This window comes from Flavobacterium sp. 5 (assembly GCF_002813295.1).
GTDB lineage: Bacteria > Bacteroidota > Bacteroidia > Flavobacteriales > Flavobacteriaceae > Flavobacterium.
Genome location: NZ_PHUE01000001.1, coordinates 3,568,070 through 3,592,592 on the forward strand (window position 1 = coordinate 3,568,070; position 24,523 = coordinate 3,592,592).

Genomic DNA, 24,523 nt, shown 5'->3' on the forward strand with positions numbered 1-24,523 from the left:
ATGGCTACTTTTTCAGTAAATAGTATTGCAATAAAAGGTATATCGTGTTGCGTTCCAAAAAATAAGGAACGCAATATTGATTTGGATATATTGACACAAGAAGAGATTCAGAAATTTGTTGATGCAACCGGAGTTGAAGAACGACGTATTGCAACCAAGGAAATCTGCACTTCTGATTTATGCTCTGAGGCTGCTGAAAAATTAATCAAAGACCTGAACTGGCAAAAAGAAGAAATAGAGATCCTGGTTTTTGTTTCGCAGACTGCCGATTATATTTTACCTGTTTCTGCTGCCATACTTCAGGATAGATTGGGATTGTCTACAAATTGTATCGCTTTTGATGTTCCTTTGGGATGTTCAGGATACGTTTACGGAATGTCAATAATAGCAGGTATGATGAAGGCAACTGGTCTCAAAAAAGGATTGCTTTTGGCTGGAGATACAAGTAGTAAATTACTTTCCAAATCAGATAAGAGTACGGTTCCGCTTTTTGGAGACGGAGGGAGTGCAACAGCATTTGAATATGATGAAAAGGCAGATAATATGCTTTTTGATTTAGGTAGTGATGGTTCCGGTTATAAAACGATAATTGTAAATGACGGCGGATCCAGAAACCGTATAAATGCTGATTCTTTAACTTATCACACTATTTCTCCCGGAATAGAAAGAAATGCCTGCCAGTTAGTCCTTGACGGGATGGATGTTTTTAGTTTTGGAATTTCACAAGCGCCAAAAACCGTAAATAAACTGATTGAAAAATTTGAAATCGATAAGGAAGCAATCAGCCATTTTGTATTTCATCAGGCCAATTTAATGATGAATAAAATGATTGTTAAAAAATTAAAACTGCCAGTTGAAAAAGTTCCTTATTCCTTAAAAGAGTTCGGAAATACATCTTCTACAACGATTCCATTAACAATTGTAACTGAATTAAAAGATAGTCTGACAAACACTTCACAGGATTTAATCATTTGCGGATTTGGAGTTGGTTTATCCTGGGGAACAGCAAAAATAAGATTGGAAAATGTTGTAATTTCAGATTTAATTGAAATATGATAAAAAATTTAAATTACATAGATGAAGCCGTTTATCTAAAAGAAAAGTCTTTGTTTTTTAATGAATCCTGGTTACTGGTCGCACATAAAAATGAATTATTAAACAACAATGATTTTGTTACTTTAGAGTATTTTGGAAATAAAATTTTTATCCAAAACTATAACGGTACCATAAAATCTTTTCAAAATGTTTGTTTACACCGTTTTAATACAATCCATGAAGAGCCTTATGGGAACAGGGTTTCTTCGTGTCTGTATCATAACTGGACTTATGGCAAAAAAGGAAATGTAATTGGATTAATGTGCCGTAACTCATTTGAGAAAGACAACATCAATGAATTAAGGCTCAAAGAATACGAAGTTGATTATTGTGGTGATTTTGTCTTTATAAAATTAAATAATCAGTTTGATAAAAGTTTAGGTGATTATCTAGGGAATATGTTTAGTCCGTTAGAAGATATAAGCAAACATTTTGGTGCGAAAACGATCGACTATACAATTGAACATAAAGTCAATTGGAAGCTTTTGGTAGAAAATGTGTTAGAATGTTATCACTGTACTTCAGTACATGAAAATTCATTTGCAAAAATGGGTTTTGGTTCTGTGCCTCCTGAGAAATTTGATTTTTTTGATGCGCACAGCTGGTGTGAATTCCCAAAAGGAGAAGATGTTAAACCAAACAAAATCATCGAAAAATCATTAGCAGGTAGAACTTTTAAACCGCAGGGCTATTTGCATTTTTATATTTATCCGAATGCATTTATAAGTTCAGTCGAAGGTAAAGGATTTTATTTTGGATTTATGTTTCCGGAATCAGCCTCAAAAACAAATTTAAGAGTACGTTATTTTGCTCCTGAATTTGAAAATGAACTAACCGAATCACAACAGAATATTATTGATTTTATAAATAACAGTTCCAATGAATCGTTGGATCTGGTTTTGAATGAAGACAAAAAGATAGTCGAAAATATTCAGACCAATTTAGTGAATTTTAAAGACAGCTCTCCCATTTTTGGTGATGAGGAATTTAGGATTTTAAAATTCTATGACTATTTTAATAAAAAAGAATTAAAAGATATATAATGAATCCATTTGATTTATCAGGAAAAAAAATACTAGTAACCGGAGCGTCTTCGGGCATTGGTTACGAAACTTGTTTAGCAATAGTAAGGCAGGGAGGAACATTTATAGCAGTTGCCAGACGTCAGGATTTTCTTGAAAGACTGATCGAGGAATGCGGAAGCGAAAATAGTTTTATAGCTGCCGATTTATCTAAAATGGATGATATCAAAGCTATTGTAGATACAGTTGAAAATATTGATGGAATCGTGCATTCTGCTGGAATAGTATCATTAGCACCGGTTAAGTTTTATTCTGAGGAATTAATGAATGAAATGCGATCCATAAATTTTGATTCTATTGTATATCTGGTGAATCTGATTTTCAAAAAGAAGAAAATAAATAAAGGAAGTTCAATTGTTTTGGTTTCCTCTATCGCAGGTTTATTCGGAATGAAAGGAAACGGAATTTATGCAGCTGGTAAAGGGGCATTAATTGCGATTTCAAAAGTTTGGGCAAGCGAATTTGCAAACAGTAGAACAAGAGTAAATTGTGTTTCACCGGGAATGGTAAAAACAGAAATAACTTCAAAATCAATTGAAGATCTATCTTTAGAAGTAATTCAGCAGGATGAAAAAAAATATCCTTTAGGATATGGCGACCCGATTCAGGTTGCCAACCCGATTGTATTTTTGTTATCGGAGGCAAGCAGTTGGATTACTGGACAAAATATAGTTTTAGACGGAGGAAGAACTTCAACCATATAATTTACAATGAAAGCCAGTATAAAAGCCATTTCGTATTATCTGCCTGAAGCGGTTTTGTCAAATGATTTGATAAATCATGAATTTCCGGAATGGGGTATTGAAAAAATAAGTTCAAAAACGGGAATTAATTCTAGGCATATTAGTGCTACAGACGAGTTCTCATCAGATATGGCTGTAAAAGCAGCCGAAAAATTATTCTTGGAACATAATATAGATAAATCAGAAATTGATTTTTTATTGTTTTGTACTCAAAGTCCGGATTATTTTTTGCCGACTACTGCCTGTATCATTCAGGAAAAATTAGGTCTTGAAACGACAGTCGGTGCCTTGGATTTTAATTTAGGATGCTCCGGCTTTGTATATGGTTTAAGTTTGGCTAAAGGATTAATTGCCGGAGAAATGGCGAAGAATGTTTTATTGATTACTTCAGAAACGTATTCGAAATTTATTCATCCAAAGGATAAAAGCAATAAAACAATTTTCGGAGATGCTGCAGCCGCAACATTAATTAGCAGTGAAAAAGGATTTTGTTCTGTTGGAAATTTTGTCTTTGGAACAGATGGGAAAGGTGCCGAAAATTTAATTGTAAAACAAGGCGGAATGCGTTTTCCAGTTTCCAATACAAATCAAGATGTGGTTGATGAATTTGGGAATGTTCGAAATGATAAAAATCTCTTTATGAACGGAACAGAAATCTTTAATTTTACAGGGGAATTTGTTCCAAAGCTTACAGAGGCAATTTTAGAAAAATCGAATTTATTGAAAGAAGATATCGATTTATTTGTTTTTCATCAAGCCAATAAATACATGTTGAATCATTTAAGGAAAAAGATAAAGATTCCGGAAGAAAAATTTTTTATTTCAATGGAAGACTGTGGAAATACAGTTTCATCGACAATTCCGATAGCTTTATACGAAGCTCAAAAACAAGGAAAAACTGCTAATTGCAAAAACTTAATTCTGGCAGGATTTGGTGTTGGATATTCCTGGGCAGCCTGTAATTTAATAGTTGAATAATGAAGAATTTAATAATAATAGGTGCAAGAGGTTTCGGACGTGAGGTATATGACCTTGCCAAACAATGTTCGGGCTACAATACAGAATATATTATAAAAGGTTTTTTAGATGATAAATCAGATGCTTTAGATGGTTTCGAAAATTATCCTGAAATTATTTCATCTGTTGAAGAATATAAAATTGAGGAGAATGATGTTTTCGTTTGTGCATTAGGAAGTATTAAATGGAAAATATATTATACAGAGCTAATTTTGAGTAATGGAGCTAAGTTTATGAATTTAATTCATCCCTCAACAATTTTGAATACAAATGCCGTTGTTGGTGTTGGTTTAATTGTTTTTATGAATTCCAATATTAGTAATGATTGTATCATTGGAGATTTTGTTACCATACAAGGTTATGTGGGTTTAGGGCATGATACGAGGATTGATAAATGGTCACATTTAAGCGCTTATAGTTTTACGGGAGGTTTTGTAGTATTAGAAGAAAAAGTATTACTTAATACGAGAGCTACAATATTACCTCATGTTACGGTTCGTAAAGGAGCTACTGTTGGAGCATCGAGTTTAGTAATTAAAAATGTAAAAGAAGGTACTACTGTTTTTGGAATACCTGCTAAAATATTAAATTTTTAAGATACTATAAGTATAAAAAAAAACAGGAAGCTATTTCACAACCTGAATAAAACCTTTTTTTATATTTAGATTTTTTTGGAAAGTAGGTAGTAAAATAATTAACTCTCGAACTCATTTTAGTTGTGAAACTTCCTTACTTATTTTTCATTAGTTTTTTCCTACATGATTCATTGGTATTATAAATCAATGTTTCTTTTTTAAGTAGAGACAGGGTAAAGAATCATATTGTAAAAAGTCTAATGTTTTTTCGGATTATTTAAAATCATACTGTTTTAAATAGAATTCTTTTGCGTCTATTTTCAATTTATCGAAGCTATATTTTTTACCTAAGATTTCATTTAGAATTTGATGGTAATTTGTATAATTCTCATTGTTGTCAAAATAGTTAATATCATCTACTATTTTTTCTTTTAATTCATCAAAAGAATTGTATAAGGTTGGGAGGTTTTCAAAGTCTTTGGTGAAAAATATTTCATTATATACGGCAAATGATATTCCTCCTGAAACAATAGGCTCACAAAAGAAGCCATCTAAACCTTCTCCAAAAGTAAGTGCAAATTTTGATCTAGAAGCATAATCTTTGTAAACATCATATTTCATATTTTTAATTTCGATGAATTTATAATGTTTTAGGTTTTCTTTCAAATGTGTTATTATTTCTTTTTTTGTAATTGTACTGCTATTAGGGACAGATTGAATTTCGTCTGGCGAATATAGAATTAGGTTTTCTTTTTCAGAATAGCCCCTTTTTTTATAAGGAACAGGATTCAACCAAGGCGATAATAAATGAATAGGCATCCCATAATAATTTCGTTTCTCTATTGTAGCATATTGTTGATGAGCCATAGTCATGGTCAAATTTGGAGATATTTCTTTTAATGCTTCAATATGATCTATGCTTGGCATAAGTAAATCATTTTGGTTTAAAATGTTAATATGAACTTCTTTTATTTCAGTGATCCATTTAAAAAAAGGATCCATTTTAATATTATTTTTATTAAATTCAATAACCATCATGTCAGGAATATGAATTTCAAGATAATCTAGATTTTTAAAAAGTTTTTTTATTTCATTAAAATTATAAATAATCATTTCATTTTCGAAATTTCGGTATTTATAGTCTAAATCTTTTTTGTAGGGTAAAAAACTACTAATTACGTTGCAATTATGAGTGCTTTTTAGGTTCTTAAAAACCGAAAATATAGTGCATATAGAAAGTATACCTCCCGTAATTTTATGTGTTCCACTAAGAGTAAAAATAAGTATCAGTCTTTTTGTGTCAGAGTAGTTATTTTTAAAATAATTTATTTTAAAATTTTTATAGCTTCTCTGTAAAAGAAAGTGTTTTGTTTTTCGAATTGATTTTTCGAATTCTTTTTTTAAAGACATTTTAGATTGTTTTTAGAGCCGTTATCCTTTTTTTGGAACTATTGAGCTTGTTTAATAATTTATCAATTGAATAGTAGTTGTTGGCTATAGATATTTTTATTTAAGTGAATTTTTAGCGCTAAAAATAGTGTTCAACCAACTTTCAAGACTGTATTTTTTAAATATTATTTCTGGTAATTCTTCATAATCTGTTTCAAAAAATGCATCTGGAATATCTTTAGAATCTTCAGTCCATACAAATATATTATTAGGATTGTAAAAATCATAATTTATGATGTCAGCATTTGTAGTAATGAGTTTTTTTCTAAATCCCATTGCTTCAAATACTCTGAATGTTAGTCCTTGTTGAATCGTTTTTTGAACATCCAAAATAATTTTTGAATTACTAAATATTTTTGCTGTTTCTTCTATTGGAATTGATTTTTGTATAAAAGTAATTTCAGTATCTTTATTTTCGTTAATCACTTTTGGATTATTACACTGAAGTATGATTTTTGAATTTTTATTTTTACGTTTGACAGTATCCAAAATTTCCTTTATAACAAGAAATCGACTATCATAAGTACCGATAAAGAATAAATCGATTTCAGTTGATTGTGAATATCCATCAATATGATAAAAATTAGTCAGAAAGTTTAAGTCATATTTTATTGCGTCTTTACGTTCAAAACTGTATTTTCTTTTAAAAAACGGCAAAGTCCTTTCGTATCTTGGGATATTATTGAAGCTATCCCAAAAATAAACAATAGGATTTGGAGTTTTATCGGTAATATATTTTAAATCTTCGTTAATTAAAAAATCGGGACAAATCATAAAAACATAATCAAAACGATCTTCTGGTTTTATGTCTTTTATTCTTTCGTTACTAGCCCATATTTTTTTAAGGTTTTTTTTGAAAAACGTTTTCGATAAAAAGTTTAAGATTTTTTCCCAACTATTTTTGTATTGATAATCTTCAAATATGATGGAAGTTAGGTCACAGTTGAATTGCTTTTGTATTCCTTTTTCAATGACTTTATATATGCCAAAATAATCTGGGCAAAGAAATAAAACTCTCATTATTTTATAATTTGTTTAGTTTTCAAAGATGTTGAAAGTGGAGCTCCAGCTAATAGTACTTTTAATAAATACCAATATTTGGGTTTAAATAGGGTGCTGAAAATATAATTGATTCTTAGATAATTTAACAAAAACCAAAAGCTTAAATAGCCATAATGCTTACGAATGACATATAATAATGAGATTTTAAGTTCGGTTTTTATTAAAATACTTTTTGGTGTGCTTGCTCCATGATAATGAATGTATTTTGCATCTGGAATTAGATAGCTTGATTTGCCTTTTTTTTGCAAGCGTATTGATAAATCTGTTTCTTCATAATATAAAAAGAGATTTGTATCAAAACCACCAACTTCATTAAAATCTGCTGTTTTTATAAACATAAAACTACCCTGAACATAATTTACTTGTACAGGTTGTCTATATTCTAGCTTTCTTTTTGGATATTTTTTCGGGTTTATTTTTTCCAAAAAATCCCTCCCCAAAAGTTCTTTGGTTATTGAAGCAAAATGATCAAAAGCCACCATTCTTTTTCCTTGTTCGGTGTATGATTGCCCTCCAACAACTGCTACATCACTATAAGGCTCTATGGCAGATTTCAATATGGATAAACAATCATTTATAAACAAAGTATCATTGTTTACAAAAGCAATGTATTTAGAATTTGTAAATTGATAACCATACATATTTCCAGCACCAAATCCTGTATTTATGCAACTCCTTACTAGTTTGAAATTTGAGTAATTTTTAGCAACAAAAGTGTTTTGAAGATTTAGAAAATCTTCTTTTTCAGAACAATTATCCACTACCACAATTTGCAATGAAAGATCAAGAGAAGTCTTCTCGAAAATGCTTTCAACGCATTCACAAGTAAGTTTACTTGAATTATAGTTTATTATAACAACGGCAACTTCAAACATAATACTATATAGGTTTTATTCCAATTTTCGATACTTTAACCATAAAAATAAATACTTTTTAAAGGTCGCAAAAGCCTGTATGTAAGAGAGAATAAATCCTTCTTTGCCTTTTAGTATTTGGAGTTTTAAAAAATAATTTTTGATAAAATTCCCAAAAGGAATTGCGATTAAATGAAAGTAATTTGGTCTGATTTTCTTTTCATACAGTATATTAGCAAGCTCTTTAGCCTCTAATGTTAACTGCGAATTGTATTCGTCAAACCCAATACTGTTTTTTGAGAACAAATTATTTTTCTGCATAAAGAAGTTTATGAAGTGCAAATGTAATAAATTTACGGTCATAATTTTTAACTTAAAATTAGCAAATGACACGTTTACCTATATTGATGTACCACAATGTTTCAAATGTTATAGATGATAGCAGAGGGCTTACTGTTTTCAATAAAACGTTAGAAGAACAGTTTTGTTACTTGGTTGATGCGGGTTATACTACATATCATTTTTCTGAATTAGAAAACAAAATAACTATAGAACCAAAAAGTGTCATTATTACTTTTGACGATGTTACTGAAAATCAGTTAATATATGCAGTTCCTTTACTTCAGAAGTACAATTTGAAGGCTACTTTTTTTATTCCATTCGGCTATATTGGGAATGTAGATTCATGGAACTCAGGAAACGAAAAGATAATGTCCATAGAGCAATTGAAAGAATTAGATAGTAGGGTAGAATTAGGACTTCATTCTTTTGAACATAACAGATATGCTGCTTTATCAGAAGCTGAAATAAATGCTGATTTTTCTAAATGTTTTAAAATTATCGAGAATAGTAATCTAAAAGTCTATAATGCTTTAGCTTATCCTTATGGAGACTATCCTAAAAAAGAACCCAATAAATCAATATTTATAAAAGTTTTACAAAAAAATAATGTAAAATTTGGATTGAGAATAGGGAACAGAATTAATAAATTTCCTTTTAAGAATCCATATGAAATCATGCGAATTGACATAAAAGGAGAAGACAGTATGTTGAAGTTTAAAATTAAATTACTTTTAGGAAGATTGAAATTATTTTAGCCCTTTTTCGATTAAAATAATTTTAGCATACCTGGAGAAAACTCCATAAGCATTAATACTGGCAAGTGCCAAGCCAGGTACACCATCCATAAAGCCTCTTTTTAAAATATAGGACGAGAAAAAACGATAAAAAGGTTTGAATATTAACTGAAAATATCCTGCCTTTTTTCCTTTTTTAAAAGAAGTATTTGCTTGGAACCAAGCGTAAGAATCCTTCTTTTGCAAAAGATGAAAAAGACCTTTATAAGTATAGTGAATCATGAAATTTTTCAAGGTACCAGTACTTCCTTTGAATAAGAGTTTTTCATGAACATCTCCAGAAAAAGAGATGGAATCATTTTTCACTAAACGTACCACTTTATCTACTTTATGGTATAAAAAACGATTCATATAAAAATGAGGAAATTGAAGCTTATAACCTTGATGTTTCCCATTTTTGATAACCGATAAGATTTCAATTTTTAGTTTTTGAGAAACACGCTCGTCGGCATCAATAAATAAAACCCATTCTCCAGTGGCATAGGAAATGGAGTGGTTTTTTTGACTAGAGAAATTGTCAAATTTTCGATCAAGTACTATACAGCCCAATTCAAGTGCTTTTTCTTTAGTGCCGTCAGAACTAAAAGAATCAATTACAATAATTTCATCAGCAAATTCAATTGATTTTACAGCATCTTCAATATAATCAATCTCGTTGTAAGTAGGAATTATTACGGTTAATTTGCTCATTTTTTTATTTTAAGAAAAACAAAATTAATAATTTTAGGTTATCTTTGTGACATTATGCAAAAGAATATTTCCGTTATAATTAGCACCTATAATTCTGTCGAATGGCTAAAAAAAGTCATTTGGGGATATAACACTCAAACGTATCGTAATTTCGAGATGGTGATTGCCGATGATGGTTCACGTCAGGAAACTTTCGATTTAATTGATGAATTAAAAAAGGAAGTCTTTTATCCTATCATCCATGTTTGGCATGAAGACAATGGTTTTCAAAAATCTCAGATTTTAAATAAAGCTATATTAGCTTGTACAACAGATTATATAATGATGTCAGATGGCGATTGTATTCCTCGTCCAGACTTTGTAGAACAACATATTAAATTCAGAGAAGAAGGCTATTTCCTTTCTGGAGGGTATCATAAATTACCATTGGAATTGTCTCAAAATATTACAAAAGAGGATATTTATTCAGGGAAATGTTTTGATGTTTCTTGGTTAAAGCAAAATGGAATGCAATCTTCTTTCAAAAACAATAAAGTGACTTCAACAGGTTTAAAAAGTTCAATTTTAAACTTTTTGACTCCAACAACTCCAAGTTGGAACGGACATAATGCTTCAGGTTGGAAAAAAGATATTCTAGCTGTTAATGGATTTGATGAGCGTATGCAATATGGTGGGCAGGATAGAGAATTAGGTGAACGATTGGTTAATTATGGTATAAAACCTAAACAAATTCGTTACAGCACTGTTTGTCTGCATTTGGATCATCCTCGTGGTTATGCTACACCAGAATCTATTAATAAGAATAGAAATATTAGAAAGGAAACTAAAATTCAAAAGATAAAACGAACCGATTTTGGAATAGAAAAGAACAAAGCAACTATATAAGGTTGCTTTTTTTTATGACTTTATTTTTGGGCGTGACCCTCCCAAAAAGTTCGGGTCGGGCTTTACGTTCCCGCTTTTTTGTGAGCGACTAAAAAGTCGTCGCTCACAAAAAGAGCTCCACTTCAATCCCTCACGCAGTCATAAATCCCTTTAATTAGTTAATTTATAAATTATTTTTCAAGAAAATATCTAGCTCAGGAAGTATCAGCTCAGGTGTTAATTGTTTGTATAATTCATCTGGATTTTTTTCTATTTTCTTACGTTCCTCAAATGTGAATTCCTCAAATAAATTAGGTTTTATTTCTAGTAAATGTACTGAGTGGTGTAATTTTCCATCTTCAAAACTAGCCCAATGATCTTTGCTTACATAAGGAGAAAATATAGTAAAAGTTGGTTTGTTCAAAGCTTTGGCGATATGTACCGTACCTCCTTCATTAGAAACCAAAAGAGCACATTGATTCATCAATTTGATAAAATCACGAATGCTTTTGGCATAAATATCCAAAATAATATTGGATTTATTCTGGCACATTTCATAGATTTTTTGTGCTTCTTCTTTTTGATGTGGTGCATAATTAAAAAGAATATACACGTCATAATGAGAAGCAATAAAATCTACCATTTCCGCTACATATTCATAAGGCATCGATTTTTGAGGAGTACTTCCCAAAACGCCGAGAACTATAACTTTCTTGTCAGTATATTTACCTAGCCAATCTTCTTTTTTTTCTCCTTCTGTTAAAAATATTTTAGGTTCATAATTGATAGGTTCAAAATTTCCCGCCTGACTTAATAAATGAATTCGGTCTTCAATTGCTTTACCACAAATTTTGGTCTTTTCTTTAGAGATAGTCAAAGGATGAGTGTAATATCCCCAATTGCCTAGTTTTTTTCGACTTTTGTGACCTATAGTCTGTTTGGCTTCAGAGAATTTACAAATTAATTTACTCTGTGTTTTGGAATAGGGATCAAAAATTATGTCATATTTTTCATGTTTAATTCGGCGAATTAGTTTAAATAAAACAGGAAGTTTTTTTAATTCTTTATCATTTATAGAAATGATTTTGTCGATATTAGGATTATTCAAAATGACTCCGTGAGTAAAATCGTAAGCCATAAAATGAACTTTGCTATCAGGATATTTTGCTTTAAAATTATTAGCAATTACCGAGCTGATTAAAACATCTCCAATTCGTTTGTTTTGTATGATTAAAACTTTCATTATGAGTTATTTGTTTTACTAATTTTTTGTGTGTGATTCTCAATATTGAGTTTTTAATATTAACTCAAATTAGGAAGTTTTATTTCTTTGTGGCAGTATTCTTTGGCGCAAAGTTCTATTTTTTATACTTTTAAACCAAATTATAATTGTAAGCTGTGTCAATAATCATTCATTCGAAATATAAAAGTAAAGAAGAGGCTATTCTTCAGTTAGTTGCTAATTTTTTTAACGAAGGAGATATGATTGTTGCCGGGGCTCGAAATACAATCAAGTCCAATTTTCTTGTTGATGAAAAGGTAAATATTAAATTTTTTCAAAAACCAGGGTTATTCAAATCTATTATTTATTCTTTTTTTAGAAGTACTAAGGCCAAACGCTCTTTTGACTATGCTAATTATTTGTTAGATCATCATATTTTGACTCCTTTTCCAATTGCTTATATTGAAAATAGAAGTGGATTTGGACTTTTGAAAGACAGCTATTATATATCTCAGCAAATTGATCATGATTTTACAATTCGGGAATTAATTCATAATCCTTTATTTCCAGAACGTAATATAATTCTGAAGCAATTTACTGAATTTACTTTTAAAATGCACGAAGCGAAAATTAATTTTCTGGATCATTCCCCAGGAAATACTTTGGTTGTAAAAAAAGAGGCTGGAAAATATGAATTCTATCTCATAGATTTGAATCGAATGAGTTTCAAAAACTTGTCTATTGAAGAGCGAATGGATAATTTTAAGAAAATGTGGTTGTCTAAAACGATGGTTAAAGTGATTGCCAAAGCATATGCTGAATTAAGCAACGAACCTGAAGAAAAATTGCATGCCATTCTTTTGGAGAAAACCGCTCAATTCAAAAGAAAAATAACCAAGAAAAAATATCTCAAAAGAAAAATAGGTAAAAAATAAGATTTCCGATCTTTTTTTTAGAAATAAGAAAACCAAATTCCAATCGATTTATCAATTGAAATTTGGTTTTTTTATTTGACTATAATCTGATTTTTATACAGCTACGTCGTATTCTCTTAACGCATTATTTAACGATGTTTTCAAATCTGTAGATGGTTTACGAGTTCCAATAATTAAAGCACAAGGCACTTGAAATTCACCAGCAGCAAACTTTTTAGTATAACTTCCAGGAATTACTACTGAACGAGCAGGTACAAAACCTTTCATTTCTACAGGAGTTTCTCCAGTAACGTCAATAATTTTTGTAGAAGCAGTCAAACAAACATTTGCACCAAGAACGGCTTCTTTTCCAACGTGAACGCCTTCAACAACAATACATCTTGATCCCACAAATACACCATCTTCAATAATTACTGGTGCAGCTTGTAGCGGTTCCAAAACACCACCAATTCCAACACCACCACTTAAGTGTACATCTTTACCAATTTGTGCACAACTACCAACAGTTGCCCAGGTATCTACCATTGTTCCAGCATCAACATAAGCACCAATATTTACATAACTAGGCATCATAATTACGCCACTAGAAATGTAAGCTCCATAACGAGCCGATGCTCCAGGAACTACACGAACACCTTTTTCAGCATAATCTCTTTTTAATAACATTTTGTCATTGTATTCGAAGATTCCAGCTTCTAATGTTTCCATTTTTTGAATTGGGAAATACATAACAACGGCTTTCTTTACCCATTCGTTTACTTGCCATCCGTCACCTTTTGGTTCTGCAACACGCAATTTTCCTGAATCTAATAATTCAATAACTTCTCTGATAGCATCAGTAGTTTTTGTTTCTTGTAATAAAGCTCTGTTTTCCCAAGCTTGTTCTATTATGGATTGTAATTCGTTCATTTTTGATAAATTTTCTGCAAATATACCAATTTTGGTTCATAGCAAAAAAGAGAAATTTGTTGAAATTGTTATATATTTGTATTTCAAATTAATGAATTATGGAAACGATTAGATTAGAATTTCAGCCTAAAATAAAAGCTAAAATCTTGGAATTATTGAGTTCGTTTTCTTCAGATGAATTGAAAATAGTTCAGGAAGATGCTGATTTTAATAAAAATAAAAAAATGCTTCATGCAAGAGCAGCTAAAATTGATAATGGAACTGCGAAATATAGCACTTTTGAAGAGTTAGATGTTTTGTTGGAAGAAACTATTTCAAAATATGAAGATTAAATTAGCAGTTGAATTTAATAATGATTTAATTGATATAGTAAATTTTATTTCTAGAGATAAGCCTTTAGCTGCTAGAAAATTTAAAAATGATTTAATCAAAAACTTTAAAAGCGATTTAAAGGACCCATTTCATTTTAAAAAATCAATTTATTTTGATGACGACAATTATAGAGATTTTGTATTTAAGGGATATACTGTAATTATTAAAATCGATGTCAAAAAGGAAATCGTTTTCGTTATTGGTATTTTGAAATATAGAAATTCATTTTAAATCAAAAAACACCTTTCAACTATAAATAAATGCCAAGAATACTCTCCATAGATTACGGACAAAAGCGAACAGGAATAGCGGTTACTGATGAATTTCAGATTATAGCTTCGGGTTTAACTACGATTCCATCAGCAACTGCAATAGATTTTTTAAAAGACTATTTTGCTAAAGAAAAAGTCGAAGCAGTACTAATTGGTGAACCCAAACAAATGAATGGGGAACCTTCCCAAAGTGCTTCAATAATTAAGGGATTTGTAACTCATTTTACCAATCATTTTCCTGATATGAAAGTTATTCGGGTTGATGAGCGTTTTACTTCAAAAATGGCATTTCAAACGATGATTGATAGCGGGCTTAATAAAAAACAGCGTCAAAATAAAGCCCTTATTGATGAAATTTCGGCGACTATTATGCTTCAGGATTATTTGAATAGGAAATAACATGATTAATTTAACAAACAGTTATGTTGTTCAGGTGTTTTGTAACTAAAAAATAATTTTTTTTTGCGATTTTTAGAGTTAATTTTGCAATTCCTTAAAAAATACAAAAATGTCCGATACAACAATACGATCCTCTTCCGATGTAGTTTTAATTGGAGCAGGAATTATGAGTGCTACTCTTGGTTTAATTTTAAAAGAATTACAACCTGATTTAAAAATTGATATTTACGAAAGATTAGATGTTGCTGCGGCAGAAAGTTCAGATGCATGGAATAATGCTGGAACAGGACATTCGGCTTTTTGTGAACTTAATTATACTCCTGAAGGAGCTGATGGGAAAATAAATCCAAATAAAGCAATTAGTATTGCTGAGCAATTTGAAGTTTCCAGACAGTTTTGGTCTTATTTGGTAAAAGAAGGAAAACTTACCTCTCCAGAAGATTTTATAAAAAGTATTCCTCATATTAGTTTTGTTTGGGGTGATAAAAATGTTGAATTTCTTAAAAATAGGTTCGAAGCTTTACAATCGAATCCTCTTTTTGCTGAAATGATTTTTAGTACTGATGTTTCTGAATTGCAGAAATGGATGCCTTTAGTAATGGAAGGTAGAAATCCAGACGAAAAAGTAGCCGCAACTTCAATGAAAATTGGAACCGATGTAAATTTCGGAACATTAACCAGAAGCATGCTAGAGTATTTGACAAAATTGGATAATGTTACCATTCATTACAGTCATGAAGTTAAAAAATTAAAACAGAGAGAAGACAAGTCCTGGAGAATAAAAATCACTGATTTGGTTTCAAATCAAAAGAAAAAAATATATACCAAATTTGTTTTCATAGGTGCAGGAGGAGGTTCATTACCTTTATTAGAAAAGGCAAATGTACCCGAAGGAAAAGGATATGGAGGTTTCCCAGTTAGTGGTCAATGGTTAAAATGTACAAACCCTGAGGTGATAGCAAAACACCAAGCTAAAGTATATGGAAAAGCTAGTGTTGGCGCACCACCAATGTCTGTCCCGCATGTTGATACCCGAATGATTGATGGTGAAAGAGCATTGCTTTTTGGACCATTTGCAGGATTTTCTACCCGATTCTTAAAAAATGGATCTTATTCAGATTTACCATTATCGATAAAACCTGATAATGTAATTCCGATGATTGTTGCTGGATATAAAAATATTCCGCTTACTAAATATTTAATTGAGCAAGTACGTCAATCTCCAAAAGACAGAATGAATGCTTTACGCGAATATGTTCCAGGAGCCAGAACTAAAGATTGGAAATTGGAAAGAGCTGGACAACGTGTTCAGGTCATCAAAAAAGATGAAGAGTTAATTGGGAAATTGGAATTTGGTACAGAAATTATCAATACTCACGATGGAAGTTTAGCGGTTTTATTAGGAGCTTCTCCAGGAGCATCAACTGCAGTTTCAATAATGGTTGAGTTGGTAGGAAAATGTTTTCCAGAGCAATTTAATTCACCAGAATGGCAGGAAAAAATGAAGGCTATGATTCCTTCTTTTGGTCAGGCTTTAAATGAAAATCCAGAGCTATTAGCAGTCCTTAGAAGTAATACTGCTGAAGTTTTAAAAATAAATTAATTTATTTATTTAATAAATACTAAATGACAGTTTTAGGTTTCGAATCGAAGAGACCAAAAGCTGTCATTGTATTTTTATTCAATTCTCCATTAGTTTTTTTGTGCTTTTTAAAATCCCTTCGGATAAATTAGTTAGCCAAATTAATTGTTCAATTACCAATTGAGCTTCCTGCATTTTTATAACAAACGCTTCTTCATCTATATTATCAACTTTTTTTAATTCGTTTTCACGGATGTTTTTTAATTCCGTAAATCGATTAGCTATTTCTTTGTTTGAGGCTTCGTCGAGTTCGAGAATCTCTTTGTTTTCTAAAATATCAATAGATTGTTCGAGGTTTTTAAGAACTTTTTCGACCACAATCGTAAACGCTCTTGACGAAGGGGTAGTTTTGTGTGATTGAGTATAAGTTCCTAAGGAAGCTGTTGATGAAAGTAAGGAGTGATTAAGCTCTGTCAATTTATAAAGCAATAACATGTTCTTTTGCTTTGATTTTGGTTCTTGTGACATTCTTTGGAAAGAAGCCATAAGATTTCCAATTTCAATAAAAGCATTTTTTCGTGCTAAACGATAAGAGGTAGTAACTTCTCCTTTTTGAGTATAATAAGTGAAAATTTCTTTTAAATAATTTCTATTAGCAATAATCGATTTTTCTAGGTATTCCGGTGCTTTGATATATTCCCAAGAAGGCCATAAAAAATGATTGGCCAAATAGGCTAATAATCCTCCTGTCAATGTATCAACGATTCTAAACTGAATAACATCCAAATAATCAGTAGTTAATATGCCATATATAAATACAATGTACATCGTTACAAAAGTGGCGCTTACCGTATAATTGATTTGTGCAAAGGCAAAACCTAGCAACATACAGAGAACTGCCAAAATGCTTAATATGAAATGATTTGGCATTAATGATAAGATACTGAATGCAATTATGCCACCAATAACAGTCCCAATAACACGTTGTATGGTTCGCTGTTTGGTCAAACCATAACCAGGTCTCATGATGATGATAGTCGTCATTAAAATCCAGTATACATTTTGAAATGGAAGAAATTTACCAATTAATCCTCCTAAGATTATAGCAATTGTTAATCGTAAAGAATGTCTAAATATAGTTGAAGAAAAACTGATGTTTTCAATAAAAGTACTAATAGGATAATATTGCGGAGTTAAAAACTTCTCCAAATCTTTGTCTTTCCCTTTAAAATCATAATTGTTGGATACAGATGTAAAAGTACGTTCGATGATTTTGATTTTTTCGATTTGTTTTTCAGCATATTCGAGCATGGTTTTTAGCATCAAAACACCTTCTGAAGCTTCTGTTTTTCCTAATTCGTTTTCATACTCACCAATAGCATTTTCTAAAGCCGTTAAATTGGTGCGTAAAGTATGTTCTGGGATAAAATTGGTTCTTTTTACTATGTTTTTAGATAATTGTTTTAATGTTGAAGCCAAGTTATAGGCCAAATTTTGATAGGTTGCCAGAGTTTTGGGGTGTTTGTCAAATTTTTGATGCAATCTGTTATGATCAAATGAAGTAGAGAGAGCCAGTTCTAATATTTCTACTAAAGAAACAAAAGCAATCAACATTTTTCGGTTTTGATTTGATGAAACAGCGTTAATTTGTTTCCCAATAAGTACTCTTCGGATATTATGATGTATGTCATTGAGTTCAACTTGCAGATGCAATTGTTTTTCGAGAATTACTTTTCTGTCGGCAGTACTATTCCATAAGTCTCCTCTTAGTTTAAGATATTTGGCTGTTAATTTGATACATTCGGCAACTTGTAATTCGGCATAACGATACGGTCTTATGTAATGAAATAATAATGAGATAAGTAAATAAAATAATCCTCCTGTCAATATCAAACCCGAATACTGAAGCATTTCTAGACCAGTATGCATGTGTGCAAATGACAATGATGCAGATAACAATGCCGAAAATGATGTAAACGTAGCTCTTTGACCATATACGGACAGCATGGCTAAAATAAATATCAATAACGGGAAAAGTGGATAGAATATATAAGGAATAGGGTAGGTAAGATTGATTAATAAATTGATTCCAGCTACCAAAAATGCAGTAACAATAATTCCATTTATTTTATGTTTCAAACTACTTGGAATATCGCAAGGATAGGTCAAAAAGGTTCCAAGAGCAATAGTAAAACCTATTTCAAAATGATTAAAATAAGTACAAACTAATACCGGAATCACTGCAGATATTGTTGCTTTTAAGGCATTGGTAAAATAGGTGCTATCAGTAAATTTTTCTATTTTGGCAATCATTTAATTTGGTTTAATATAAAGGTAATTTATAAATGGCTTTGTACGGTTTTATTTAATCTATTAAATGTTATAGTACAAAAATATGCTAATTATTATAGAGAGATAAATCATTATCTATTTTTTTACTACTTTTGCCAACCTAATTAAGTGGATTTTTTCCTTTATTTACGCTAGATATTAATAAAAATAAATCAAATGATATTACCAATTATAGGATATGGTGATCCTGTTTTAAGAAAAATAGGGGAGGAACTTACTCCTGATTATCCAAATTTGAAGGAAGTTATTGCAAACATGTATGAAACCATGTATAATGCAAGTGGCGTAGGTCTGGCAGCTGAACAAGTGGGATTGTCTTTGCGTTTATTTGTTATAGATACTACTCCATTTAGTGATGATGAAGATTTGGAAAATGCTGAACAGAACAAATTGAAAGGTTTCAAAAAGACTTTTATTAATGCTAAAATAATAAAAGAAGAAGGTGAAGAATGGGCTTTCAATGAAGGTTGTTTAAGTATTCCGGACGTCCGTGAAGATGTGTACAGAAAACCAACCGTTACAATTGAATATTGTGAAGAAGACTTCGTTATGAAAACAGAAGTTTTTGATGGTTTGATTGCAAGAGTTATTCAGCATGAATACGATCATATCGAGGGAATTTTATTTACTGATAAAATATCATCTTTGAAAAAGAGATTGATTCAAAAAAAATTAAAAAACATTACCGAAGGGAAAACATTTCAGGATTACAGAATGAAATTTTTTGCCAAAAAAGGAAGATAGTTGTATATTCGTTTCAATAAAAAATAAGTAAAAATAATAAAATGAGTTTAGAGAAAATATTATCCATTTCAGGGAAACCAGGTTTATACGTTTTAAAAGTACAAACTCGTACAGGTTTTGTTGCAGAGTCATTATTGGATGGAAAAAAAGTAACAGTAAGTTTGAAAAGCAATGTAAGTCTATTGTCTGAAATTTCTATTTATACTTATGATGCTGAAAAGCCTTTGTCAGAAATCATGCAGAATATTGCCAAAAAAGAAAATAAAGGTCAAACGATTTCTCATAAAGAAGACAATGCAACTTTGTTAACTTATTTCAGAGAAATTTTACCAGATTATGATGAAGAAAGAGTTTATGCGTCTGATGTGAAGAAAATTGTAAACTGGTACAATACGCTTCAAGCAAAAGGATTGCTTGTAGAAGAGGCTCCGGTTGTTGCTGAAGAAGTAGCTCCAGTTGCTGAAGAAGTAGTTGCAGAGAAAGTAAAAAAAGCACCAGCTAAAAAAGCAGCAGCCAAAAAGGAGTAATTAGCTCTTAGTAATTAGTAACGAGCAATAGAATTATGAATCGTACTTCAAGCTAATTACTAATAACTATTCACTAATAACTAAATATATTTTATCCTGTCAAGATGTTTTTCCTGACAGGATTTCTTATTTTTACAAAAAACCAAAACAACATGAACACCAGACAAAGTCAACTCCAAGCCTTCGAACGATTATTAGATATCATGGATGATTTGCGTGAAAAATGTCCTTGGGACAAAAAGCAAACCATACAAACGCTTCGTCATTTAACAATTGAAGAAACCTATGAATTAGGCGATGCGATTTTGGATAATGATTTAAACGAAGTTAAAAAAGAATTAGGTGATTTGTTGCTGCATATTGTTTTTTATGCCAAAATAGGCAGTGAAACGAACGATTTTGATATGGCTGATGTCTGTAATGAAATTTGCGAAAAATTGATTCATCGCCATCCTCATATTTATAGTGATGTTGTGGTAAAAGACGAAGAAGAAGTGAAACAAAATTGGGAAAAACTAAAACTCAAAGAAGGTAAAAAGTCAGTTTTGGAAGGAGTTCCAAAAAGTTTGCCAGCACTTGTAAAAGCAAGCAGAATTCAGGACAAAGTAAAAGGAGTTGGATTTGATTGGGAAGAATCACATCAGGTTTGGGATAAAGTCCAAGAGGAATTACAGGAATTGCAGGACGAGGTTGCTGAAGGTGATCAAGACAAAATGGAAGCCGAATTTGGTGATGTTTTGTTTTCGATGATAAATTATGCCCGATTTTTAAATATCAATCCCGAAGATGCTTTAGAGCGAACCAATAAAAAATTCATCAAGCGTTTTCAGTATTTAGAAAGCAAAGCCGATGAATTAGGTAAGCCATTAATGGATATGACACTGGCTGAAATGGATGTTTTTTGGAACGAAGCGAAGAAGTTGTAGGTTTTAAGTATTCAGTATCACGTAATCTTTGTCATATCGACGGAGGAGATATCTCCACAAGTGACTCGACAATCTAAATTAAAAAATACACCTTTAATGTCTAAATCTCTAAAATCTAATTAAGGAATTATATTGCGGAGTTCCCTCGTTCCTCGGGATGACAATATTGTGGTAATACTTTGTGTTGATTTTTTGTTTTATTCTCTAATCTGCTATTTTTCTTAACTTATTAATGTCTTTTAAAACAATTTTTTTACCAACTAATTCAATTAAATCCAGTTTTTTAAAATCAGATAATAATCGAATACAGCTTTCGGTTGCGGTACCAATCATACTGGCCAATTCATCTCTGGAAAGCTGAATTTTTAAAGTTCCATCAGTATTCGTACCAAAGGTTTCATGCAAATAAATTAAAGTCTCTGCCAATCGTTCTTTTACCGATTTTTGAGCCATATTTACCGTGTGGTCATCAGCAGATTTTAAATCTCCACAAATTGTTTTCATAACATTCATGGAAAATTGATTGTTTTTATCGAAGAATCCTAGTATTTCAGTTTTGGGTATAAAACATACTTGCATATCTTCTAATGCAACAGCACTTAAATTCGCAGGTTCGTCACTAATCATGGAACGCTGACCTAATAATTCTCCTTTAGTAACCAATTTTACAATGTGATCTTTTCCGTTTGGGCTTAATTTTGTCAGTTTGCAAACACCATCTTTGATGCAAAAAATACCATTTACATTTTCTCCTTCTTCAAAAATATTTTCTCCTTTTTTGATAATTTTGGAGGTCTTACAATCTGAAAGTTTTATAAGTTCATCTTTGTTTAGTGCTTTCAAAGAACTAAACTCTCTTACGATACATTGCTCACATTTACTCATAACGGATAGGATTTTCACGGACAAAGTTATACATTTATATGATATTTGTCATTTTTTTATCATAATCTATTTATAAAATTTGCATATCTAAAATTAAGTTTTGTTTATGGAGAAAAATAACTGTTTTCATTGTGGCTTGGAAATAATAGAGGATAAAATTGTCTTTGATGAAAAAGAATTTTGTTGCAATGGATGCAAAACAGTGTATGAAATTTTCAGTCTAAATGGCTTAACATCGTATTACGATTTTGAAAAATCTCCAGGCGCTACTCCACAAGACAGTATTGGAAAATATGATTTTTTAGACAATGAAAGTATTGTTTCCAAATTATTGGAATTTAAAGAAGATGCTACTGCAATCATTTCGCTTAATATTCCGCACATACATTGTAGTTCCTGCATTTGGATTTTGGAGAATTTACAGCGTCTTCAAAAGGGAGTAAATACCTCTCAAGTTAATTTCCCTGAAAAAAAAGTCCGTATCAACTACAATCCTGAAGTTGTTTCTATTAAAGAGATAGTGTATCTATTAAGTTCTATTGGCTATGAACCTTATATTAGTTTAGAAAATTACGAAACTGGTAAAAATAATATCGACAGAAGTCTGACCTACAAACTTGGAGTTGCTTTCTTTTGTTTTGGAAATATAATGTTGCTTTCTTTTCCTGAATATTTTGAAGTAAAAGAATATTGGCTGGATAATTACCGTCCCTTTTTTAGAGGATTAATTTTTGTTTTGTCTTTGCCTTCCTTCTTCTATTCGGCAAGTGGTTATTATGTTTCGGCTTATAAAAGTATCAAATCTAAGATGCTTAATATCGATATTCCTATTGCTTTGGGAATAATCGTAATGTTTGTTCGTAGTACGTTTGATATTGTAATGGATTACGGTTCAGGCTTTTTTGACAGCTTAACAGGCTTGATTTTTTTCATGTTATTGGGGAAAATGTTTCAAATAAAAACCTATAATTTTCTAAGTTTTGAAAGAGATTTTAAATCGTATTTTCCAATTGCGATTACCAAAATAAATACGGATTCTACAGAAGAAAGTATTCCTGTTTATGAAATCGAAAAAGGTGATCGATTATTAATCCGTAATCAGGAGCTGATCCCAGTTGATGGAATTTTAATATCAGATAAAGCCGAGATTGATTATAGTTTTGTAACTGGAGAAGCTGTTCCAATTACCAAAAAATCGGGCAATAAAGTTTTTGCCGGAGGAAAGCAAATAGGGAAAGTTATCGAAATGGAAGTTTTACACTCGGTATCCCAAAGTTACCTGACACAACTATGGAGCAATGATGTTTTTCAGAAAAGAGTAGAACAAAAACACAAAACGATTACGGATCAGATTAGCCGTTATTTTACACCAATCCTTTTATTGATTGCATTTGCAGGATTTGGTTATTGGATATTTTTTGATGCCAATACGGCTTTCAATGTTTTTACAGCAGTGTTAATTGTGGCTTGTCCTTGTGCACTGGCATTAACAGCTCCTTTCACAATGGGTAATATGTTGCGGATTTTTGGAAATAAATATTTTTACCTAAAAAATGCTTTGGTAATAGAGCAATTAGCCAAAGTTGATACTATTGTTTTTGATAAAACGGGAACGATAACAACCAATACAAAATCTAATATTTCTTATGAAGGACAAAGGTTAGATGAAGTAAATTTGATACTAATTAAAAGCGTTCTTCGGGCTTCTAATCATCCTTTGAGCAGAATGCTATATGATTTTTTACCTGAAACTAAAAGAGTAAAACTAGATACTTTCGAAGAAATTACAGGAAAAGGAATTCAGGCTGTGATTGATGGAGTTTCAGTTCAAATGGGGTCTTCGGAATTTGCAGGCACAAAAGAAAGGGATGCAATACAACAAACCGCTGTTCATGTCAAAATAGGTGAAGTGTATTTTGGAAAATATATTTTTAATAATGAGTATAGAGAAGGTTTGTCTGAATTGTTTACAAAATTAAGCTCTCAGTATCAGGTTAAAGTTTTGTCGGGAGATAATGAGGGAGAACGCTTTGTATTAGAATCGATTTTGCCAACAGGAACTGAAATGATTTTTAATCAAAAACCAGAACAAAAATTAGAGTTCATAAAAGGATTGCAGGAACAAGGCAGAAACGTCATGATGGTAGGTGATGGACTTAATGACGCTGGTGCTTTGGCACAAAGTAACGTTGGAATATCAATATCCGAGAATGTAAATGTTTTTTCGCCCGCTTGTGATGCCATTTTGGACGCAAAAGAATTTAAAAAGCTTCATTACTTTTTAAAATTATCTCAAAAAGCCATTTCAACTATCAAAATGAGCTTCACATTATCACTTTTATACAATATAGTAGGATTGTCTTTTGCTATAACTGGAAATCTTCTTCCATTGGTAGCGGCAATTATTATGCCTCTGAGTACCATAACAATAGTGAGTTTTGTAACAATCATGAGTAATTATTATTCCCGAAAAATAAAATAGTTTAACAGGTAATTATTTATTTTTTTTAACTAAATTTAACATATTTTGGCGAAATATGATAATTGTCATATTTTATAAAAAGCGATGATTTTACTTTTGTTTAACTTAAATATTTAAGATATGAGTGTTATCTACTTATTAATCGCTATCAGCATTTTTGTCGCCATTGGTTTTTTTATTGCTTTTGTTCTAGCAGTAAAGTCAGGTCAATATGATGATGATTACACACCATCTGTCAGAATCCTTTTTGATGATGAATTAATTAAACCCTCCGAAAAAAAATCTGAAATTAAAAGTTAAACTAGTCTTTAATCTTTTAATTAAAAATAATCCTAATCTAAACAACTTT

General features: G+C 30.9%; 26 protein-coding genes. 17 read left to right on the forward strand and 9 right to left on the reverse strand.

Annotated features, from left to right (window positions below; translation table 11 throughout):
* From CLU82_RS14925 to CLU82_RS14945, 5 genes are read left to right on the forward strand one after another with little or no spacing between them, the layout of a single operon-like run.
* The gene (locus CLU82_RS14925; protein ID WP_100843829.1) at nucleotides 1–1,056 is read left to right on the forward strand and encodes a ketoacyl-ACP synthase III; all 1,056 of its coding nucleotides are present in this window, start codon (nucleotides 1–3) and stop codon (nucleotides 1,054–1,056) included.
* A complete protein-coding gene (locus tag CLU82_RS14930) occupies nucleotides 1,053–2,138 on the forward strand; it encodes an aromatic ring-hydroxylating dioxygenase subunit alpha (protein WP_100843830.1) in 1,086 nt (361 codons plus the stop codon). Before CLU82_RS14925 ends, CLU82_RS14930 begins: the two co-directional genes overlap by 4 nt.
* A complete protein-coding gene (locus tag CLU82_RS14935) occupies nucleotides 2,138–2,881 on the forward strand; it encodes an SDR family NAD(P)-dependent oxidoreductase (protein WP_100843831.1) in 744 nt (247 codons plus the stop codon). Before CLU82_RS14930 ends, CLU82_RS14935 begins: the two co-directional genes overlap by 1 nt.
* Before the next feature lie 6 nt (nucleotides 2,882–2,887).
* On the forward strand, nucleotides 2,888–3,898 hold the full coding sequence (locus CLU82_RS14940; protein ID WP_100843832.1) for a ketoacyl-ACP synthase III: 1,011 nt from the start codon (nucleotides 2,888–2,890) through the stop codon (nucleotides 3,896–3,898).
* Nucleotides 3,898–4,533 carry an acetyltransferase gene (locus tag CLU82_RS14945; RefSeq protein ID WP_100843833.1) on the forward strand — a complete coding sequence of 212 codons (636 nt, stop codon included), beginning with the start codon at nucleotides 3,898–3,900 and terminating at the stop codon, nucleotides 4,531–4,533. Before CLU82_RS14940 ends, CLU82_RS14945 begins: the two co-directional genes overlap by 1 nt.
* A 252-nt stretch (nucleotides 4,534–4,785) precedes the next feature.
* Here the strand turns inward: CLU82_RS14945 and CLU82_RS14950 are convergent, their stop codons facing one another.
* From CLU82_RS14950 to CLU82_RS14965, 4 genes are all read right to left on the reverse strand, one after another.
* Complete coding sequence (locus CLU82_RS14950) at nucleotides 4,786–5,922, reverse strand: hypothetical protein (protein ID WP_100843834.1); 1,137 nt, start codon at nucleotides 5,920–5,922, stop codon at nucleotides 4,786–4,788.
* A 96-nt stretch (nucleotides 5,923–6,018) separates the two neighbouring features.
* Nucleotides 6,019–6,981 carry a hypothetical protein gene (locus CLU82_RS14955; protein ID WP_100843835.1) on the reverse strand — a complete coding sequence of 321 codons (963 nt, stop codon included), beginning with the start codon at nucleotides 6,979–6,981 and terminating at the stop codon, nucleotides 6,019–6,021.
* A complete protein-coding gene (locus tag CLU82_RS14960; protein WP_100843836.1) occupies nucleotides 6,981–7,898 on the reverse strand; it encodes a glycosyltransferase family 2 protein in 918 nt (305 codons plus the stop codon). Before CLU82_RS14960 ends, CLU82_RS14955 begins: the two co-directional genes overlap by 1 nt.
* Nucleotides 7,899–7,913: 15 nt before the next feature.
* Nucleotides 7,914–8,198 carry a hypothetical protein gene (locus CLU82_RS14965; protein WP_100843837.1) on the reverse strand — a complete coding sequence of 95 codons (285 nt, stop codon included), beginning with the start codon at nucleotides 8,196–8,198 and terminating at the stop codon, nucleotides 7,914–7,916.
* A 65-nt stretch (nucleotides 8,199–8,263) separates the two neighbouring features.
* Here CLU82_RS14965 and CLU82_RS14970 point away from each other — a divergent pair, with 65 nt between their 5' ends.
* Nucleotides 8,264–8,974, forward strand: coding sequence for a polysaccharide deacetylase family protein (locus CLU82_RS14970; protein WP_100843838.1), 711 nt, complete (start codon nucleotides 8,264–8,266; stop codon nucleotides 8,972–8,974).
* On the opposite strand, the gene CLU82_RS14975 is transcribed toward CLU82_RS14970, so the two are convergent.
* Nucleotides 8,966–9,703, reverse strand: a complete 738-nt coding sequence (locus tag CLU82_RS14975; RefSeq protein WP_100843839.1) for a glycosyltransferase family 2 protein — start codon at nucleotides 9,701–9,703, stop codon at nucleotides 8,966–8,968. The genes CLU82_RS14970 and CLU82_RS14975 overlap by 9 nt on opposite strands.
* 54 nt (nucleotides 9,704–9,757) lie before the next feature.
* Between CLU82_RS14975 and CLU82_RS14980 the strand changes: the two genes are divergently transcribed.
* The gene (locus CLU82_RS14980; RefSeq protein ID WP_100843840.1) at nucleotides 9,758–10,588 is read left to right on the forward strand and encodes a glycosyltransferase family 2 protein; all 831 of its coding nucleotides are present in this window, start codon (nucleotides 9,758–9,760) and stop codon (nucleotides 10,586–10,588) included.
* 163 nt (nucleotides 10,589–10,751) lie between these two features.
* Here the strand turns inward: CLU82_RS14980 and CLU82_RS14985 are convergent, their stop codons facing one another.
* Entirely contained in the window at nucleotides 10,752–11,810 is a 1,059-nt protein-coding gene (locus CLU82_RS14985; protein ID WP_100843841.1) for a glycosyltransferase family 9 protein, read from the reverse strand.
* 155 nt (nucleotides 11,811–11,965) lie between these two features.
* Here CLU82_RS14985 and CLU82_RS14990 point away from each other — a divergent pair, with 155 nt between their 5' ends.
* Nucleotides 11,966–12,724, forward strand: a complete 759-nt coding sequence (locus CLU82_RS14990; protein ID WP_100843842.1) for a lipopolysaccharide kinase InaA family protein — start codon at nucleotides 11,966–11,968, stop codon at nucleotides 12,722–12,724.
* A 93-nt stretch (nucleotides 12,725–12,817) separates the two neighbouring features.
* On the opposite strand, the gene CLU82_RS14995 is transcribed toward CLU82_RS14990, so the two are convergent.
* Nucleotides 12,818–13,633 carry a 2,3,4,5-tetrahydropyridine-2,6-dicarboxylate N-succinyltransferase gene (locus CLU82_RS14995; RefSeq protein ID WP_100843843.1) on the reverse strand — a complete coding sequence of 272 codons (816 nt, stop codon included), beginning with the start codon at nucleotides 13,631–13,633 and terminating at the stop codon, nucleotides 12,818–12,820.
* Nucleotides 13,634–13,731: 98 nt separating this feature from the next.
* Between CLU82_RS14995 and CLU82_RS15000 the strand changes: the two genes are divergently transcribed.
* The 4 genes from CLU82_RS15000 to CLU82_RS15015 all read left to right on the forward strand — a co-directional run bounded on the left by CLU82_RS15000 (nucleotide 13,732) and on the right by CLU82_RS15015 (nucleotide 16,279).
* On the forward strand, nucleotides 13,732–13,965 hold the full coding sequence (locus CLU82_RS15000) for a hypothetical protein (protein WP_100843844.1): 234 nt from the start codon (nucleotides 13,732–13,734) through the stop codon (nucleotides 13,963–13,965).
* Complete coding sequence (locus CLU82_RS15005; RefSeq protein ID WP_100843845.1) at nucleotides 13,955–14,236, forward strand: type II toxin-antitoxin system RelE/ParE family toxin; 282 nt, start codon at nucleotides 13,955–13,957, stop codon at nucleotides 14,234–14,236. Before CLU82_RS15000 ends, CLU82_RS15005 begins: the two co-directional genes overlap by 11 nt.
* 29 nt (nucleotides 14,237–14,265) lie before the next feature.
* Complete coding sequence (gene ruvX, locus CLU82_RS15010; RefSeq protein WP_100843846.1) at nucleotides 14,266–14,676, forward strand: Holliday junction resolvase RuvX; 411 nt, start codon at nucleotides 14,266–14,268, stop codon at nucleotides 14,674–14,676.
* A 109-nt stretch (nucleotides 14,677–14,785) separates the two neighbouring features.
* Nucleotides 14,786–16,279, forward strand: a complete 1,494-nt coding sequence (locus CLU82_RS15015) for a malate:quinone oxidoreductase (RefSeq protein WP_100843847.1) — start codon at nucleotides 14,786–14,788, stop codon at nucleotides 16,277–16,279.
* 78 nt (nucleotides 16,280–16,357) lie between these two features.
* Here CLU82_RS15015 and CLU82_RS15020 read toward each other — a convergent pair whose 3' ends face one another.
* Nucleotides 16,358–18,571 carry an FUSC family membrane protein gene (locus tag CLU82_RS15020; protein WP_100843848.1) on the reverse strand — a complete coding sequence of 738 codons (2,214 nt, stop codon included), beginning with the start codon at nucleotides 18,569–18,571 and terminating at the stop codon, nucleotides 16,358–16,360.
* A gap of 195 nt (nucleotides 18,572–18,766) precedes the next feature.
* On the opposite strand from CLU82_RS15020, the gene def reads away from it, so the two are divergent.
* The 3 genes from def (at nucleotide 18,767) to mazG (ending at nucleotide 20,807) form a co-directional block, all read left to right on the forward strand.
* A complete protein-coding gene (def, locus tag CLU82_RS15025) occupies nucleotides 18,767–19,354 on the forward strand; it encodes a peptide deformylase (RefSeq protein ID WP_100843849.1) in 588 nt (195 codons plus the stop codon).
* Between the two features lie 41 nt (nucleotides 19,355–19,395).
* Nucleotides 19,396–19,881, forward strand: coding sequence for a DUF5606 domain-containing protein (locus tag CLU82_RS15030; protein WP_100843850.1), 486 nt, complete (start codon nucleotides 19,396–19,398; stop codon nucleotides 19,879–19,881).
* 152 nt (nucleotides 19,882–20,033) lie between these two features.
* A complete protein-coding gene (gene mazG, locus CLU82_RS15035; protein ID WP_100843851.1) occupies nucleotides 20,034–20,807 on the forward strand; it encodes a nucleoside triphosphate pyrophosphohydrolase in 774 nt (257 codons plus the stop codon).
* 204 nt (nucleotides 20,808–21,011) lie between these two features.
* Here the strand turns inward: mazG and CLU82_RS15040 are convergent, their stop codons facing one another.
* Nucleotides 21,012–21,692: a Crp/Fnr family transcriptional regulator gene (locus CLU82_RS15040; RefSeq protein WP_100843852.1), complete on the reverse strand. Its 681-nt coding sequence runs from the start codon at nucleotides 21,690–21,692 to the stop codon at nucleotides 21,012–21,014.
* Between the two features lie 106 nt (nucleotides 21,693–21,798).
* Between CLU82_RS15040 and CLU82_RS15045 the strand changes: the two genes are divergently transcribed.
* Together CLU82_RS15045 and ccoS are read left to right on the forward strand one after the other, a co-directional pair.
* Complete coding sequence (locus CLU82_RS15045; RefSeq protein WP_100843853.1) at nucleotides 21,799–24,174, forward strand: heavy metal translocating P-type ATPase metal-binding domain-containing protein; 2,376 nt, start codon at nucleotides 21,799–21,801, stop codon at nucleotides 24,172–24,174.
* Nucleotides 24,175–24,294: 120 nt separating this feature from the next.
* Nucleotides 24,295–24,474 (forward strand): cbb3-type cytochrome oxidase assembly protein CcoS, encoded by a 180-nt coding sequence (gene ccoS, locus CLU82_RS15050; protein ID WP_100843854.1) that lies wholly within the window; start codon nucleotides 24,295–24,297, stop codon nucleotides 24,472–24,474.
* Nucleotides 24,475–24,523 lie beyond the last annotated feature (49 nt).